At 67.1% G+C, this 16,127-nt stretch carries 9 protein-coding genes and 1 pseudogene; 8 read left to right on the top strand and 2 right to left on the bottom strand.

The window, feature by feature from the left end; genetic code table 11:
* Positions 1-121 precede the first annotated feature (121 nt).
* The 4 genes from ACFY12_RS32300 to ACFY12_RS32315 all read left to right on the top strand — a co-directional run bounded on the left by ACFY12_RS32300 (position 122) and on the right by ACFY12_RS32315 (position 9,127).
* Positions 122-7,315: a polymorphic toxin-type HINT domain-containing protein gene (locus ACFY12_RS32300; RefSeq protein WP_390719512.1), complete on the top strand. Its 7,194-nt coding sequence runs from the start codon at positions 122-124 to the stop codon at positions 7,313-7,315.
* On the top strand, positions 7,312-7,854 hold the full coding sequence (locus ACFY12_RS32305) for a hypothetical protein (RefSeq protein ID WP_390719513.1): 543 nt from the start codon (positions 7,312-7,314) through the stop codon (positions 7,852-7,854). The genes ACFY12_RS32300 and ACFY12_RS32305 overlap by 4 nt, the downstream gene beginning before the upstream one ends.
* Before the next feature lie 207 nt (positions 7,855-8,061).
* Positions 8,062-8,475 (top strand): hypothetical protein, encoded by a 414-nt coding sequence (locus tag ACFY12_RS32310; protein WP_390719514.1) that lies wholly within the window; start codon positions 8,062-8,064, stop codon positions 8,473-8,475.
* A 163-nt stretch (positions 8,476-8,638) separates the two neighbouring features.
* Positions 8,639-9,127: a hypothetical protein gene (locus tag ACFY12_RS32315; protein WP_390719525.1), complete on the top strand. Its 489-nt coding sequence runs from the start codon at positions 8,639-8,641 to the stop codon at positions 9,125-9,127.
* Here ACFY12_RS32315 and ACFY12_RS32320 read toward each other — a convergent pair.
* Positions 9,109-9,809: pseudogene (locus tag ACFY12_RS32320) on the bottom strand (transposase); the annotation flags it as partial. The gene ACFY12_RS32315 and the pseudogene ACFY12_RS32320 overlap by 19 nt on opposite strands.
* A 542-nt stretch (positions 9,810-10,351) precedes the next feature.
* Between ACFY12_RS32320 and ACFY12_RS32325 the strand changes: the two are divergent.
* The 3 genes from ACFY12_RS32325 (at position 10,352) to ACFY12_RS32335 (ending at position 14,446) form a co-directional block, all read left to right on the top strand.
* Complete coding sequence (locus ACFY12_RS32325) at positions 10,352-11,995, top strand: histidine decarboxylase (protein WP_390719515.1); 1,644 nt, start codon at positions 10,352-10,354, stop codon at positions 11,993-11,995.
* Positions 11,996-12,575: 580 nt separating this feature from the next.
* Positions 12,576-13,841, top strand: a complete 1,266-nt coding sequence (locus ACFY12_RS32330) for a cytochrome P450 (RefSeq protein ID WP_390719516.1) — start codon at positions 12,576-12,578, stop codon at positions 13,839-13,841.
* Positions 13,842-14,140: 299 nt separating this feature from the next.
* Entirely contained in the window at positions 14,141-14,446 is a 306-nt protein-coding gene (locus tag ACFY12_RS32335) for a DUF6086 family protein (protein WP_390719517.1), read from the top strand.
* Between the two features lie 305 nt (positions 14,447-14,751).
* On the opposite strand, the gene ACFY12_RS32340 is transcribed toward ACFY12_RS32335, so the two are convergent.
* A complete protein-coding gene (locus ACFY12_RS32340; protein ID WP_390719518.1) occupies positions 14,752-15,186 on the bottom strand; it encodes a DoxX family protein in 435 nt (144 codons plus the stop codon).
* A 98-nt stretch (positions 15,187-15,284) separates the two neighbouring features.
* On the opposite strand from ACFY12_RS32340, the gene ACFY12_RS32345 reads away from it, so the two are divergent.
* Positions 15,285-15,890, top strand: coding sequence for a TetR/AcrR family transcriptional regulator (locus tag ACFY12_RS32345; RefSeq protein ID WP_390719519.1), 606 nt, complete (start codon positions 15,285-15,287; stop codon positions 15,888-15,890).
* Positions 15,891-16,127: the final 237 nt, after the last annotated feature.

Consider the following 16,127-nt stretch of genomic DNA (forward strand, 5'->3'; position numbering starts at 1 on the left):
TTGCCCAAACTTGGCTTATCCTATTCGAGGTGTGGATGTTGGCCGGAATGAGCGCTTTTTGCAGGCAATTGCCCCTTGGTGTAAAAAATGCAAGATCTTTACTCAACCCTAGGGGTGCCCTATGTCCGCTTTGCGCGACTTCTGGTCGCGACGTCAGCGATGGAGAGCCACCGTCGCGGTGCTCTTCCTGTCCCTGCTCGTGCCTCTGATAGGCAGCACCTCGCCTGCCGCGGCCAAGCAGGCGGGACCGGACCTGCCCAAGCTCCAGCAGGAGCAGCCGGTCGAAGGCCACGACTTCACCGGCCGGCACAAGGCGCGGAAGAACGGCGCCGGAACTCCCTGGCGGGCTCCCAGCGTGAAGCTGCCCAGTGGCCGCGCACAGGTCGGCTTCGCGCCTGCGTCGGACGCCGCGTCAGGACACAAGGGTCGCGACAGTCATGCTCAGGCAGGCGATCTGCCGGTCTCCGTAGCCCCGGCCGAACCCCCACACGAGCCTGCCCCCAAGCGGGCGAAGCGGTCCGCCGACACCGAAACCCCGGCCGCCCCACTGGACGGCGTCACCGTCGAGATGCTGGACGCCAACGGCGCGGCGAAGCTCGGTGCGGACGGCCCCGTCATCAAGCTGACCGGCACCGCCGACAAGGCCGAGAACTCCGGTGAGCCGAACGAGGCGAACGTCGACGGCAAGGCCGGCAAGCAGGACGTCAAGGAGAGCCACCAGCAGGCCGAACAGCACGATGGCGACGCTTCCGAGGGCGGCGAAGGCGGCTCCCGCGACACCGACGCCAAGGGTCCCGGCGAGGCGGGTGGTACCGCGCAGCAGGGCTCTTCGCCTGCCACCGGTCGCGCCACACCCCTCACCCAGGCCACGGCGATATCCGACGGCCAGCGGGCGCCGCCCCAGAAGGCGGACGCCCCACCCCGGAAGGCTGACGCCCCACCCCAGAAGGTGGACGTCGCACTCGACTACTCGCCCTACTCCCGGCTCTACGGGGGTGACTGGGGCTCCCGGCTGAAGCTCGTACAGCTCCCCGGCTGTGCCGCCACCGACCCGGGCCGCGCCGAGTGCGCCAGACCCACCGAGATCGACTCTCACAACGACTCCGCCAAGCAGCGCCTGACGGCACGGGTCGCACTCTCTGCCGGCCAGCCTCTGATGCTCGCCGCCGCGGCCGGCGCCGCCGGCACCACCGGCAGCTTCGGCACCACCGACCTGGCACCGTCCGGCTCCTGGAGCGCCGGCGGGATGACCGGCGGATTCTCCTGGACTCACCCGATCGAGGCCCCGGACGCTCCGGGCGGCCCCGAACCCGAGATCCAGCTCGGCTACTCCTCCCAGTCCATCGACGGCCGTACCGCCTCCACCAACAACCAGGCTTCCTGGATCGGTGAGGGCTGGGACTACCACCCTGGATTCATCGAGCGCCGCTACCAGTCCTGCTCCCAGGACATGGGCAAGGGCGCCAACAACAAGACCAAGACCGGCGACCTGTGCTGGTTCGCGGACTCTCTCATCCTGTCCCTGGACGGCGAGACCAACGAGCTGATCAAGGACGACAGGACCGGCACCTGGAAGCCGGCCGACGATGACGGGGCCCGGATCGAGCCGAAGAAGGGCGCCGCGAACGGCGACAACGACGGTGAGCACTGGGTGCTCACCACCACCGACGGCACCCAGTACTGGTTCGGCCTGAACCGCCTGCCGGGCTGGAGCGCGGGCAAGCCGGAGACCAACTCCACGCTGACCACCCCGGTCTTCGGCAACCACCCCGGCGAGCCCTGCCACGCCGACACCTTCGACAAGTCCGGCTGCACGCAGGCGTACCGCTGGAATCTGGACTACGTCGTCGATCCGCACGGCGATGCGATGAGCCTGTGGTGGGCCAAGGACACCAACCACTACGGCCGGCTGGGCAAGGCCGACAAGCCGGTCCGCTACGACCGTGCCGGGCATCTGACCCGGATCGACTACGGCCAGCGCGCCGAGTCCCTGTTCTCCGCCAAGGCCGCGGCGCGGGTGCACTTCACCACCGCCGAACGCTGCCTGCCGTCGAAGGACTTCGACTGCGCGGGCAACAAGCTCACCAAGGAGAACGCCAAGCACTGGCCGGATGTTCCCTTCGACCTCAAGTGCGACGCGGGAGCCAAGTGCACCGGCAAGCTCTCCCCGAGCTTCTGGAGCACCAAGCGCCTGACAAAGATCACCACCGAGGCGCTGGTCGGCGACGCCTACGTCAAGGCCGACAGCTGGGAGCTCACGCACCAGTTCCCCAGGACCGACGGCACCAGTCCGGCCCTGTGGCTGGCCGCCGTCACCCACACCGGCCACACCGGGGGCAAGGACACCGTCATGCCGCCGGTGACCTTCCGCGGCGAGATGATGGACAACCGCGTCGACGGCTTCGACGGGCTGGAGCCCTTCTCCCGCTACCGCATCCATGCGGTGGACACCGAGCACGGCTCGACCGTCGGCGTCGCCTACTCGCCGCGTGAGTGCTCGGCCATGCCGGACAACAAGAAGCTGCCCGCGTCCCCGCACGACAACGGCATGCGCTGCTACCCGTCCTTCTGGACCCCGGAGTGGGCCGACAAGCCCCTCCAGGACTGGTTCCACAAGTACGTGGTCACCGAGATCCGCGAAGAGGACAACGTCACCGATGCGTTGCCGAAGGTGACCTCGTACCAGTACCTGGGCGCCCCGGCCTGGGCGTACGACGACAGCGAGCTGACCGAGGACAAGCACCGCACCTGGAACCAGTACCGCGGCTACGGCAAGGTCCGCACGTACACCGGCCGCGAAGGCGACGGCAAGCGTGCCATGGCCGAGGAGCTGTACTTCCGCGGCATGCACGGCGACCGCCTGCCCGACGGCAAGAAGCGCACCGCACAGGTGGTGGACTCCGAGGGCGGGAAGGCCGACGACCTGCCGCAGTACGGGGGCCAGCTGCGCGAGAAGCTGACGTACCTGGACGAGGGCGGCCAGGTGGAGTCCGCCACCAAGCTGACCCCCACCGCCAGGCTCGTCGCCACCCGCAACCGCACCGGCACCACTCCCGCCCAGGCGTGGGACGTCAACCCCCACTCCACCGAGGAGCGCACACGCCAGTCCGACGGCACATGGCAGCGCACCAAGGAGACGACGTCATACGACGACTACGGCCAGCCGGTCCGGACACACGACTTCGGGGACATCACCGACCCGAACGACGACGCGTGCACGACCCTCACCTACGCCCGCAACACCGACAAGTGGTTCCTGGAACTGGAGTCCCAGGAGAAGACTGTCACCGGCGCATGCGACGCCGCAGGCGGCGAAGTCGTCTCCGACACCAGGACGTTCTACGACGGCAAGCCCTTCGGTGCGGCACCGGACAAGGGTGACATCACCTCGGTCGAGGAGATGACCGGGGACGGCAAGGGCTACCAGGTCGCCGAGCGCACCGAGTACGACGTGCACGGCCGCCCGACGGCCGGCTGGGACGTGGACGGCAACAAGACCACCACCGCCTACACCCCGGCCAAGGGCGCGAACCCGACGCAGACGGTGGTGACCAACCCGCTCGGCCACACCGAGACCAGCAACGCCGACCCCGCGCTCGGGGTCGTCACCTCGGTGGTGGACGCCAACGGCCGCCGCACGGACACCGAACACGACGGCCTCGGCCGCGTGGTCAAGTTCTGGGACATCACCCGTGATAAGTCCAAGGACTCACCGAGTGCCGAACTGAGCTACGACATCAGCAAGACGAGTCCATCGACCGTCACGGTCCGGACGCTGAAGGACAACGGCTCCTACGCCACCGGCATCGAGATCTACGACGGCCTGCTGCGCGAGCGCCAGACCCAGGACGACGCGGTCGGCGGCGGACGACTGATCAGCGACGTCTTCCATGACACACACGGCCGAGCCGTCAAGCAGAACAGCAGCTACTTCAGCGAAGGAGCCACGAGCCGCACGCTCCTGGTCGTCGGCGACAACAAGGTGCCGCACCAGAGCGTCATGACCTACGACGGCCTGGGCCGTCCGGTCAAACAGACGGCCCGGCGGTACGGCGCCGACCAGCACACCGTCACCGCCGAGCACCACGGAGAACGCACCACGATCGTGCCCTCCCAGGGAGGCACGGTCAGCACGGCCTTCACCGACAGCGAGGGCCGCACCACCAAGCTGCGCGAGTACACCAACGCCGAGCGCACCAAGTGGAATGACACCTCCTACGCCTACAACCGCAAGGGCCAGCTGACCAAGGTCACCGACCCCGACGGCAACAACTGGACGTTCGAGTACGACGCCCGGGGCCGCCAGATCAAGGCGACCGACCCCGACGCAGGCACCAGGACCACCACGTACGACAAGGACGACCGCCCGGTCACCGTCACCGACGCCCGCGGCAAGAAGGTCTCCACCACTTACGACGCGCTGGACCGTCCCACCTCGCTGCGCGAGGGCGGACCCGACGGACCCAAGCTCGCCGAGTGGACGTACGACCGCCTGCTCAAGGGCCTGCCTGCCGCGGCCGTCCGCCATCACGGCGGCAAGGAGTACCGCAGCGAGGTCACCGGCTACAACCAGGCCTACCAGCCCACTGGTTCCCAGATCGTGATCCCCGAATCCGAGGGGAAACTCGCCGGCACCTACGCCTACGAGCACGGCTACACCAAGGGAACCGGCCTTCCGCTGTGGACGAAGGCACCTGCCGTCGGTCCGCTGAAGAAGGAGCTGCTGGCCACCCGGTACAACAGCGATGACCTTCCCACCGGCCTGGCCGGTCTGTCGGTATACGCATCCAACCTGCAGTACTCCGCGTCCAGTGAAGTGCTGCGCAGCGAGGCAGGCGAGTTCGGCAGGAAGGTGTACACCACCTCGTTCTACGACGAGCACACCCGCCGGCTGACCCGCACGGTCCACGACCGCGACAGCAAGGACACCAGTAACAGCCGGATCGACGACACCAACTACACCTACGACCCGGCCGGCAATATCACCAAGATCGCCCGGATCCCCGGTGCGTCGATGCCCGACGGGGGACGGCCCGACACACAGTGCTTCGCCTACGATGCGCTGCGCCGGATGACCGGTGCCTGGACGGCGACCGACGCCTGCGCCAAGGCCCCGTCCAAGGAGAACGTCGGCGGCCCGCAGCCGTACTGGCACAGCTACAGCTACGACGCGGTGGGCAACCGCACCGACCTCGTCGAGCACGACCCCAGCGGCAACACCGCCAACGACATCACCCGCACCTACCACTACCCGGGCAAGGGCAAGGACCAGCCCCGAACGCTCACCAAGGCCGACGCCAAGGGCCCCCAGGGCACCTCGGCCAGCACCTACACGTACGACGCCGCCGGCAACATGACACTGCGCCAGGTGGGCGGCACCATCCAGAAGCTGTCCTACGACACCGAGGGCAACCTCGCCAAGATCACCGAAGGGGACAAGAGCACAGAGAACCTCTACGACGCCGACGGCGAACGCCTCATCCACCGCGCTGCCGACGGCAGCACCACGCTCTACCTCGGCAACACCGAGCTGACCGCGGACAAGGAGGGCAAGCTCTCCACCACCCGCTACTACCAGCACCCCGACGGCGCCGTCACCGTACGCACCGTCGAGGACGGGGACGGGACGTACGGCAAGGGCACACTCAACCTGCAGCTGACCGACCACCACGGCAGCGGCACCACCCAGGTCGGCCTCGGCCAGGCGGGCCTGCCGGTCGAGCGGCGCCTGCTCACCCCCTTCGGCACCAACCGCGGCGCCAAGCCCGGCGCCTGGGCCGGAAACCGTGGCTTCGTCGCCGGCCGCGAGGACGAGCACACCGGGCTCACCCAGCTCGGCGCCCGCGAGTACGACCCGACCACCGGTCGCTTCATCTCCGTGGACCCGCTCATCGACTTCGGCCAGCCGCAGACGATGAACCCGTACGCGTACGCCAACAACGCACCGGTCACCGAGTCCGACCCCGACGGCCTCTTCTGGGGTGCGCTCTTCCGCGTGGGCGGCACGATCGCCTCCAAGCTGTTCAAGGGCGGCAAGAAAGCCGGCAAGGGCGGCAGCAAGGGGAAGGGCGCCAAGCCCAACAAGGGTCCCTCCGCGGCTCAGAAGGCCCGGGCCCGGGAAATCGCACGCCAGCGGGAAGCCGTGAAGCGCATGCAGCAGCAGCTGCGGCGCGCGGAGAACCGGGCAATCCGCGAAGCCTCTCAACGCGCCAAGCGGGCCAAGGCGAACGCACTGCGCCAGCGGGCGAAGGCCAAACAGCGCACGGCGAACAGGGCAGCGCCCAAACGCGCGTCGAAGTACCGCTATGCAGCCAAGCAACGGCCCAAGCCGCGCGCCAAGCCCACCTACCGACCCAGGACCAGGCCGGCGCCGAAGAAGGCCCGCCCACAGGGCTCCCGCCAGATCAAACGAGAGATCAAGAGCGAGGTCAAACAGCAGGTCAAGGAACAGGTCAGGGAGGCGGTACAGCCGTCGGGCTGCCCGACCCCCAACAGCTTCGTACCCGGCACGACCGTCCTGATGGCCGACGGCACCCGCAAGCCCATCGAGGACATCAAGACCGGCGACAAGGTCCTGGCCACCGACCCGGAAACGGGCAGGACCACAGCCGAACCCGTCGTCGCCACGATCATCGGCAACGGCAGCAAGGACCTCGTCAAGATCACCGTCCACGCGGACGGCGACAAGGACGGGGAACAGGGCGCCGGCGGTGCGCTGATCGCCACCGACGGCCACCCCTTCTGGGTCCCCGACCTGAAGAAATGGGTGGACGCCGGCGATCTGAAGCCGGGCATGTGGCTCCGGACCAGCTCCGGCACGTGGGTGCAGGTCAGCGCGGTACAGGCGTGGACGCAGAACGCCACCGTCCACAACCTCACGGTCGAGAGCACCCACACGTATCATGCCCTCGCCGGCGCCACACCCGTACTCGTTCACAACTGCAACGAAGTCTTCTATCGCGCAATGAGCGAGAAGGAATTCAAGCAACTGGGACCCAACGGCGAGATCACTGTCAAGGGTACGGAGAACTTCGTCACGCAGTCCCGCGAGTACCTTGAAGGCCTGCGGGCGAGGACCGCGCGCAGGGGAGGCAGGAATGCCGACAAATATACTGTCCTGGTCCGCTTTGAGATGTTCCCAGGCACCCGCGATGCATTGATCGCGGCAGGTAAGACTCCGGGGGAAATCGGCCAGGACATCAACGCTGTGCACCTGAAATCGGAGCGTAGTTTCGATACTTTCGGTCTAAGGCCTGGTTCGGTCGGAGTGTTCAATTCACGAATTGCCAGATCTGGAAGGGTGAACAACTGGTGACCTCCCCAAGGAGCGAACAGCTTCAAGTCGAAATTGTGGAGTCGCTCGGGAACGGATTCATCACGGAACAGGTCGCCAGGTCCCTTGCGGAACGGCACCCTGAGCTCTGCGACGACATCGTTTCCTGGATTCGCGAAGCGGCGCATGCGGAAAACTGGACCAGGGTTGACAAGTTCGCCAACTTGGCTGCTCCTCTTCGGGTGGCCGGCCTCGGTGCGGCGCTTCAGGAGATTCTTGATTCAGATGCCGTAGGATTCAACGCAGAAGATCTCGTGGACATTTTGGGTGAGATCCAGGAAGTGGGCGCGGTCACCTGTCTGTTTCATGTAGCGGAACGCTCGGTGAGCGAGGACGCTCCGGCGTACTGGCTGTGCCAGAAAGTCACCTCCTCTTTGGGAGAGATTGGCACGCCGGAAGCGCATGATCACCTTCGCCGGATGACAGCCCCGTCATGGCCCAACACTGTCCGATGGCATGCAGCTGTCGAACTAGGGGCCGAGGAGGAGCTTGGGTTCGACGAAGATCAAATGTTGGGGTAACACGCACCACCCTGCGGCCCTTCGGGGCCGATTCCCTGCCGGTGCGGCGGACAGCCTCCGCCGCACCGGCGGAGAACCACACGCCTCATAGGGAAACCACACCCTCGGTAGTCGGCCGGTGCGGCGGAATTCCGTTTCGCCGCACCGGGCTTTCGTGGCCCCGGGGCCACTTTCACGCACACATTCAGTAACCCGTAAGGAGAAATCATGCGTCGCACAACAAAGGCCGTTTCGATCACCGTCGCGGCCGGGCTGGCAGCAACCTGGCTCACCGGCTGCGCCGGCGATGTCAAGAGCGAATTCGAGAAGCTGGACGCCAAGGAGTTCAAAGTCGTCTACGAGGTGACCGGAAGCGGCGTGCAGACCGTCACCTACGAGGAAGGCGCCAAGGGCGAACTCTCCTCGAAGGATGTCGAGGCACCGAAACTGCCATGGAAGAAGGAGCTCACCATGAAGGGCATAGCCACCTCCCCCAATGTCAGTCTGATGCTGGGTGAGAAGGGCGGCCAGGCGGACTGCGTGATCTATATCAACGGCAAGGAAGCGAAGCGGGCCACCGCCAAGGGCGAGTTCGGGACGGCCAGTTGTACGGCGGTTTCACCGGCGGGCAAGGACGCATAGCCGTGGGTGAGGGTGCGTCCGGACTCAGCGCGCGGGAGCGGCTGCGGGTCGAGCGAGCGACCGCGGCCCGTCGCACCAGGCTCCGCCGACGGCTCGTCAGCAACGGACTTCCGTCACGTACGGCAAACCGGACGCACCGCACACCCTGACCGTCCGCACGGCGCTGAACTGCAAGCCGTGCCACACAGCGGAGCAGTCCGTCAGCACGGCCATGCGCAAGCTCGCCGACGAGGGCACATACAAGATCGAGTACCAGCTGGCAGCGTCCCCGGACGGCGGCTCCGGCAGCAAGGAAGACCGGCGCGCTCTCAATGCGCTGGGCGCGGCCGCCGACGCGGACGCCGGGAAATTCGCTCGCTATCTCGGGGAGCTGCTTGCCGGGAGCGACGCCGCCACCTTGGACAAGGGGCTGCTGAAAGTCGCCGGGCGAGTCGAGGGACTGCGCTCCCCCGCCTTCGACCGCGCTATCCGCGAACTGACCTATTTGCCCTGGGTCAACAAGGTTGTCCGCACGCACAGCACCAAGGACGCCCCGGAGGACTCCGGGATTCCCTCCGTCGCACTGGACGGTGCCCCGCTCTCGCTGCACGCGGACGACGGACGGCCCGTCACTCCACGGGAATTCGACCGGCAGGCGCGCGTCCGTTCGTGAAGGCGCTGTCGGGCGAGGCGCCGGTGCAGCAGCACCGTGCCGTTCGTCTGCTCGACCATCCACCGCTTGGGCTGCGGGACGAAGCCTTTGCCCTGGTCGGCCGGGTTGCGGCGGACGACCTCGGCGTCGATGTCCATCAGGGCGCCGTGGGTGATGACTTCGTCCTTGAAGCTCTGGTCCATCAGGGCCTTTCCCAGACGCATCCCGCACCGCTCGGCGACCTCGTCGTGCCGGGCCTGGAGGCCGGCGGTGTCGTCGTGTGCAGAGGCGGCCAGGACGACGACGCCGATGATCAGCCCCAGACCGTCGACGGCCAGTGCTCGCTTGAGCCCCGACGCCTTCTTGTTCGCATCCAGCCCCGTCGGGGTCCTCGGGACACCCGCCGCGGCGCGGACGGACCGGGTGTCGATGACCACGAGGGACGGGTCCTCTAATCGGCGGGCCTTCTCCCGCACCTGGCAGCGCAAGAGTTCCTGGATCCGCTGGTCCAGCCCGTCCTCACGCCACAGGCCGAAGTAGTAGAACACCGCCGACCAGGTCGGCAGGTCATGGGGCAGACAGCGCCAGTGGCAGCCTGTTCGGTTCTGATAGAAGAGCGCGTTCACGACTTCCCGGAGGTCGCAGGACCCGGGATCTCCGGTCGCCGACCGCGCTACCCAGCCCTGCTTCCAGGCCTGATCATCGGCTCGATCAACGCCCACACGGGGTTCTGTCGCAGCTCGCCGGACTGCGCCTGCCGGGCCCGTGCCCAGCACGTCTCGGCCTGGGAAAGGCCGGCCAGCCGACGATGGCCTGGGCACGAGCGGGTAGCCGCGACCGAAAGAGATCGAATTTACTCAGGAGTGCAATCAAATGACGCAAACATGCTCTCCGCCGCTTGCCGAAACGTCACTCCTGAAGGAACTCCGGGAAATTGAAAGCAAACCTTTTTCAGTCGAAATGACTAGATGGCGATAAAGGTGGACAGGCGGGTAGTCGGGGCATCGCATTATGCATATCCTGTGTGCGGCGAGGCCCTGGACAGGGCAGCAACGCACCACGATGACTGCCGCGGCGGTTCAGCGTCCGGCGACCGGCCACTCCGACTACCGCCCGTTGAAATTCATACAGGCAGCTGATTCCCGCAGCCTGCTTCGTCCCTTTAGATCCGAGCGATTGCCGAGATCGGTGTCACCCGGCGGTGATTCACACCTGATCTCACAATCCCTCAGAATCGGAAACAGAATGACTACCGAACACTCCGATACGCAACTGACGGCGCAGCCGGCCAACGACGACTACCGGCTGGGCAGCGTCGCCTACACCGATGAGCAGCGGACCGCGGTCCTCGCCAAGCTGGAGAGGCATCTGGGCGGGCAGCGCGGGCGTCTCCTGGGTTACCAGGTGAACCTGTCGCTCGACGGCCACGCCGCTCTGGGGCGTTTCCTCGGCTATCACATCAACAACATCGGGGACCCGTTCGTCGACAGCAATTACAGCCTGCACTCGCGATGGTTGGAGCGGGCGGTCCTGGAGCACTACGCCCGTCTGTGGCATGCCCCCCTGCCCGAGGATCCGGCCAGTCCTGGGGATCAGGACGGGTGGGGGTATGTCCTGTCCATGGGCAGCACCGAGGGCAACCTGTACGCCATGTGGAACGCGCGTGACTACCTCGACGGCAACGCCCTGGTACGCGACGAGATCTCCGGGGACGCCAGCTGTCGTACCAGCTATCTACGGGCCAAGCACCCCGACGACAACCCCAACGCATACATGCCGGTGGCGTTTTTCTCGCAGGAGACCCACTACTCGCACATCAAGGCGATGCGGGTGCTGGACATCCCGACCTTCTACGACCTGGGTGGCAGCCTCTACCCAGGCGAGTGCCCGATCGACGTGGCCGGCACCGGGATGCAGACGTACAACGGCTGGCCGCTCGGCGGAGTCCCGACCACTGGTGGCGACGAGGGGCCGGGCACGGTCGACGTCGACGCCCTGATCGCCCTCGTGGACTTCTTCGCCGCCAAGGGCCACCCCGTCCTGGTCAATTTCAACATCGGCAGCGTCTTCAAGGGCGCCTACGACGACGTCCAAGGCGCCTGCGAGCGCCTGCGCCCGGTGTTCAAGCAGCACGGACTCATCGACCGCACCGTGCGCTTCGACCCCGACGACCCCGAGCGCGTCAGTATCCGCAACGGGTACTGGATCCACGTCGACGGAGCCCTCGGCGGCGCCTACGCCCCGTACCTGGAGAAGGCCCGCGACAATGGGCTCATCGACAGCGCACCCCCGGTCTTCGACTTCCGGATTCCCGAAGTGTCCTCGATCGTCACCAGCGGCCACAAGTACCCCGGCGCGCCCGTCCCCACCGGGATCTACATGTCCCGTGCGGGATCCAAACTGCGCCCGCCGTCCGACCCGGCGGTCGTCTCCTCCCCCGACAGCACTTTCGCCGGCTCCCGTAGCGGCTTCGCCTCCCTGGCCATGTGGAATCACCTCGCCCAGTTCAGCGAGGAGCAGCAGGTCTGCCAGGCCGCCGAGGTCCTGCGGATCGCCGAGTACACCGCCGAGCGCCTGCGCCGGCTGAGCGTGCAGCTGCAGGAACGCGGTGAGCCCTGGGCCGAGGACGGCATCGAGGTAGGACACGGCGATCACGCGCTCAGCGTCTGGTTCCAGCAGCCCCGCGCCGAGATCACGCGAAAGTACTCGCTCGCCTGCGTGCCGCTCAACCTCGGTGGCCGCCGGCACGACTACAGCCACGTCTACGTGATGCCGCACGTCACGCAGGAACTCATCGACGAGCTCCTTGACGACCTCTCCCGCCCGGGAGCATTCGACCGCTCCGCCGAACAAGACGCCGAACGGCCCCCGCTCCCCCACCAACGCTGACCCGCAGGCGGGCAGCCGGACCGCAACCGACTGCCCGCCTCCTGGGGATGTTGCCCCGCCCATCCCCGCGTGCGCGGCAACAGGCAGGGGGCGCACGCCGACCAACCGGCAAGGAGCGTCCCATTCGGAGCGTGCGGCATTCCGGCGTTGGGGGCCAGCGGCACAGCCGTGACGGCAAGCACCGGATCACGGCCCTGGGCCTTGGTTCCTGTGATCCGCTTGTAGCGGCGTGCCATGTCGGAAAGCGTGTGTCCGGGCAGCGACAACGAGGGCGGTGCCCGCGCCATGAGGCTCACGACGCTCCAGGGGAAATGGCGTGACCGAGGGTGTTGAGGAGGACACCGCCGATGGCGCTGCCGACCGGCCCGGCGGACCTTGCGGCCGAAGAGGCCAGAAGTGTCCCGGCTCCAAGGTCGCTGATGAGCCGTCAGGCGGAGTCGTCGTTCCATCCGGCACCGCGCGAACCCCCGGGGCGTCTCAGCGTACGAAGAGCTCGGCGGCCGCCGGCTCAACGACGGTTCCCCACTTCCGAGTCCCTGGAAATCAACGAAGACTGCCGCGAAGCGATTCGGGAGGGTGCATGACCTCGTTCCTGGACACGATCACGCCGGAGGTGCTCCACGCGGATCCCTATCCGATCTATCAGCGGCTTCGACGTGACCACCCTGTGGCCGAGATCCCCGCCCTCGGCTGCTGGCTCGTCACGCGCTGGCATGACGTGCGTCAGGTGATGAGTCACAGCCAGACCTTCACCACCAGCTTTCCGTCCGCCATGTCGGAGATCTACGGATCGGAGAACATCCTGTCGAGCAGCGGCGACATCCACAAAGGGATGCGCGCCAGCGTCGAGGAGATCTTCGAGCCCGAACGGGCCGGTGTGGCCCGAGAGTACGCACGGAAGCTGGTCATCGAGCGGGTCTCCGGCATGCACGGGCAAGCAGACCTTATGGGCGAGGTCCTGCAACCCGTCGCGGCAGAGGTGTTCCGGTGGATGCTGAGCCTTGAGGTCGACAGCACGACCTTGCTGCGCCTGGCACAGGACCTATGGCTGGGCGCCCTCGATCCGGGGGACCCCGCCAAGCTCGCGGTGTCGGCCGCTGCTGTGAACGAGCTCGACGCCGCGCTTACCCGCTGGTTCGAGGGCCTCGGCCCGGACCCGTCCTCGGCGATCGCGCGGTGGCGGCACATCACCCCTGGAAGCGTTTGTCCGCGAGGCGCCGCGGAGGTCCTCCCGACAATCCGCGTGACCCTACCGTCCCTTCCCGAACCAGGGTGGGCGGCGGGCAGCCTCCTGGTCGCGCTGTTCAACGACCCGGACCAGCGGGGACTTGTCCGGGACGACCCGGCGCTCCTCGGCGATGCCGTCCACGAAGTCCTGCGCTGGATGCCACCGTTCGGGCTCGTCGACCGCATGACCACGCGACCGGTGGAGCTGGGCGGCACACGCCTGCCCGCCGGTGCACACATCCTGGCCGCGATCGGCTCCGCGAACCGCGACGAGACGGTGTTCGAGCAGCCCGACACCTTCGATCTCCGCCGCCGACGGCAGCCTCTGGTCACCTTCGGATACGGAGAACACGCCTGCCTCGTACGCGCGTTCATTCCCGCCATCGTGGAAGGCATGGTCGCCGGCATCCTCAACGTCCACCCCGGCGTCCGCGCCGACCTTTCGGAGCAGCCCCGCGTATCCGGCTGGGCCGCCCGCTACACCGCACGCCTTTGCGTGGACGGCCTCGGCGACTCTGCAAGCGAGTACGCGCCCAGGCCACCGTCAGGCAGTGGCAGCGCAACTGGGCGTGCCGAGCAGTTGACGCCCTCGACCAGTCAGGGGCCGGCACAGGGCTGACCACGCATGACGAGGACCGTGCTGTTGCGCTGACTGCCGCATACCTTCTTCAGCTCCGCGACGCACGGTGACGGATCTCTCCCCGGACACCCCGTACGAGGCCCGCGGGGCGGAGGGCTCCCCGACCTGTCGCCGTCCACCGAAGGGGGACAGCGGACCAAGGGACGTCGTCCACGCCACTGGCTCCCGCTCCGGACCCGGCGGTGGCTTTATCGGGCAGTAGTGGCTCTGGCTCACTTTCCGTGGAGGGCTGACTGACCGTGATGTCAACCCCCTGTGACCAGCAGTGAGAGGCTGACGTGAGCCACTTACTACGACTTGGGCGGCAAACCCTGTGGAACCCGTCCAACGGGGCGTCCCGGCCGTTCACGAGCCTGGTCACCGTCTATCAAGCCGAAATGAATCTGCCATCCGGCATCGGCCTCATGGCAACTGACGAGTGTCAGATCGCCCCCATCGCATGCGCAGCGTTCGTCGACGCCCTGCTCGCCTGGCACAGCAAAACCAGGCACGCCGTCATGGCCACCCTGTCCGAAGGGTCCGTTGCCATGGTGCTGTACTTGGCTGAGAAAGCGAGCATCGAGGTGGACTGGCAGGCGGCCTAGCGCGCCGTGAGCGGCTATCAGACGGTTTCAGATCCCCATGCAAAGGAGTGGACAGCCGCACTGCAACAGAAGTCACGCGAGCTCACTCGACACATGGCGTCCTGAGGCTCGTCTGCCAGAGGGTGCGTTTCTCCTCAGGGGACGAAAAATGCCTGGTCAACGCCCTAGACCTGCGATCATCGCGGTGCAGGAGCATAGATCGAATCCCGGGGAGCGACTGCGTCCGTGCCGGTCGGTGGCAAAGTCTCCCGAGAAGAGACGCACCCTGGCCGAGTACGGCTACCTCCAGATCTCTCGGAGGTCGCTCAGGAGAGCGCGACCGCGAGACAGGCCGTCAGGAAGGCGATCTGCAGTACGGTGCGCGGAGCGAGCCGACTGAGGGGACTGAGCAGGACGCCGCTTCGGGCCGCGCGAACGTTGGCCGGGAACATCACCACCATCAACACCCCCAGACACCCCGCCGCCAGACGGCTGGTGAAAGGGACGAGCAGCCCGACCGCCCCGGCGAACTCCAGCACACCGGTGATCGTGACGAACAGTTCGGGCCTGGGCAGGCGCGCGGGAACGATGCGGGTCAAAGCCTCGCGTCGTCGGGTGAAGTGCGCCGTGCCGGTCAGCGCGAACATCGCGGCCAGACCAACTCGCAGCGCCGCCTGCCACCCTTCCAGCGCGTCCACGCCTGCCAACCCCAGCAGCCACGCCAGAGCGGATCCGACGAGCAGAGTCACCAACGGCGCCATACGCACCCTCAATCATTCCGTCTTCGATCTTTCCAATGACAAGATCGAAACCTATGTACGACATCTTGCCAATGTCAAGATTCGGCTAGACTGCCGCGATGAACGCCCCCCTCAACGGACGGACACAGCAGTACCACCACGGAGATCTACGGCGCGCACTGCTCGACCACGCGGCCGCCGCCATCTCCGAATCCGGCGTGGCAAAGGTCAGCCTCCGCGAACTCGCTCGGCGCGCAGGCGTCTCGCACGCCGCACCGACGCACCACTTCGGCAGCCGTGAGGGCTTGCTGACGGCACTGGCCGCCCAGGGCTTCCACGCACTGGCCGACCTGATGCACAGCGCGCAGGAACAGACCGCGGACTTCGCGGAGATGGGCGTGGCCTACGTACAGTTCGCGCTCAGCCACCCCGCACATTTCGAGGTCATGTTCCAGCCCCACCTCCACCAAGGCGACGACCCGGCACTGCGCGCCGCTCAGCAGCGCGCCGGCGAACTCCTCTACGGCACCCCCACCCCGCCCGGCACCGGAACCCGTGACGCAGGCATCGCCGCCTGGTCGCTCGTACACGGTTTCGCCACTCTCTGGCTGAGCAACGCCCTCCCCGCCGAACAGGACACCCCACCGGAACAGCGGGCCCGCCAGGCCATCCACGCCTTCCTCGACGGCCGCAACAACGGGCGCCCGGCCGCAAACGACGGCTGAGCGGTCCCGGGACGGCCGCTCGGGCGTCACTCGGACCTGTTCACCCTTACCCAGCCGGCACCGGCCAGAACGCCGGCGGTGAACACGTGGTGACCGAGCGCTTCAGCCGGCTGGTTGAGATGGGGTGACGCACTCACATCGTCCGCCCGGCCTGCGGCGTTGTCGGCACTTTGTGTCATTATGCGGACGCGTCCCAGGGGAGTGGGCTGCGGTCTGCTGATTGACAAGGGGTTGGGA

Origin of the sequence: Streptomyces sp. NPDC001339, from assembly GCF_042895955.1 — a bacterium.
Taxonomy (GTDB): Bacteria; Actinomycetota; Actinomycetes; order Streptomycetales; family Streptomycetaceae; genus Streptomyces.

Bases quoted from the DNA above. Each gene is read 5' to 3' on its own strand.
- ACFY12_RS32300 (WP_390719512.1), top strand. From the start codon at position 122: ATGTCCGCTTTGCGCGACTTCTGGTCGCGACGTCAGCGATGGAGAGCC.
- ACFY12_RS32310 (WP_390719514.1), top strand. From the start codon at position 8,062: ATGCGTCGCACAACAAAGGCCGTTTCGATCACCGTCGCGGCCGGGCTG.
- ACFY12_RS32325 (WP_390719515.1), top strand. From the start codon at position 10,352: ATGACTACCGAACACTCCGATACGCAACTGACGGCGCAGCCGGCCAAC.
- ACFY12_RS32330 (WP_390719516.1), top strand. From the start codon at position 12,576: ATGACCTCGTTCCTGGACACGATCACGCCGGAGGTGCTCCACGCGGAT.
- ACFY12_RS32340 (WP_390719518.1), bottom strand. From the start codon at position 15,186: ATGGCGCCGTTGGTGACTCTGCTCGTCGGATCCGCTCTGGCGTGGCTG.
- ACFY12_RS32345 (WP_390719519.1), top strand. From the start codon at position 15,285: ATGAACGCCCCCCTCAACGGACGGACACAGCAGTACCACCACGGAGAT.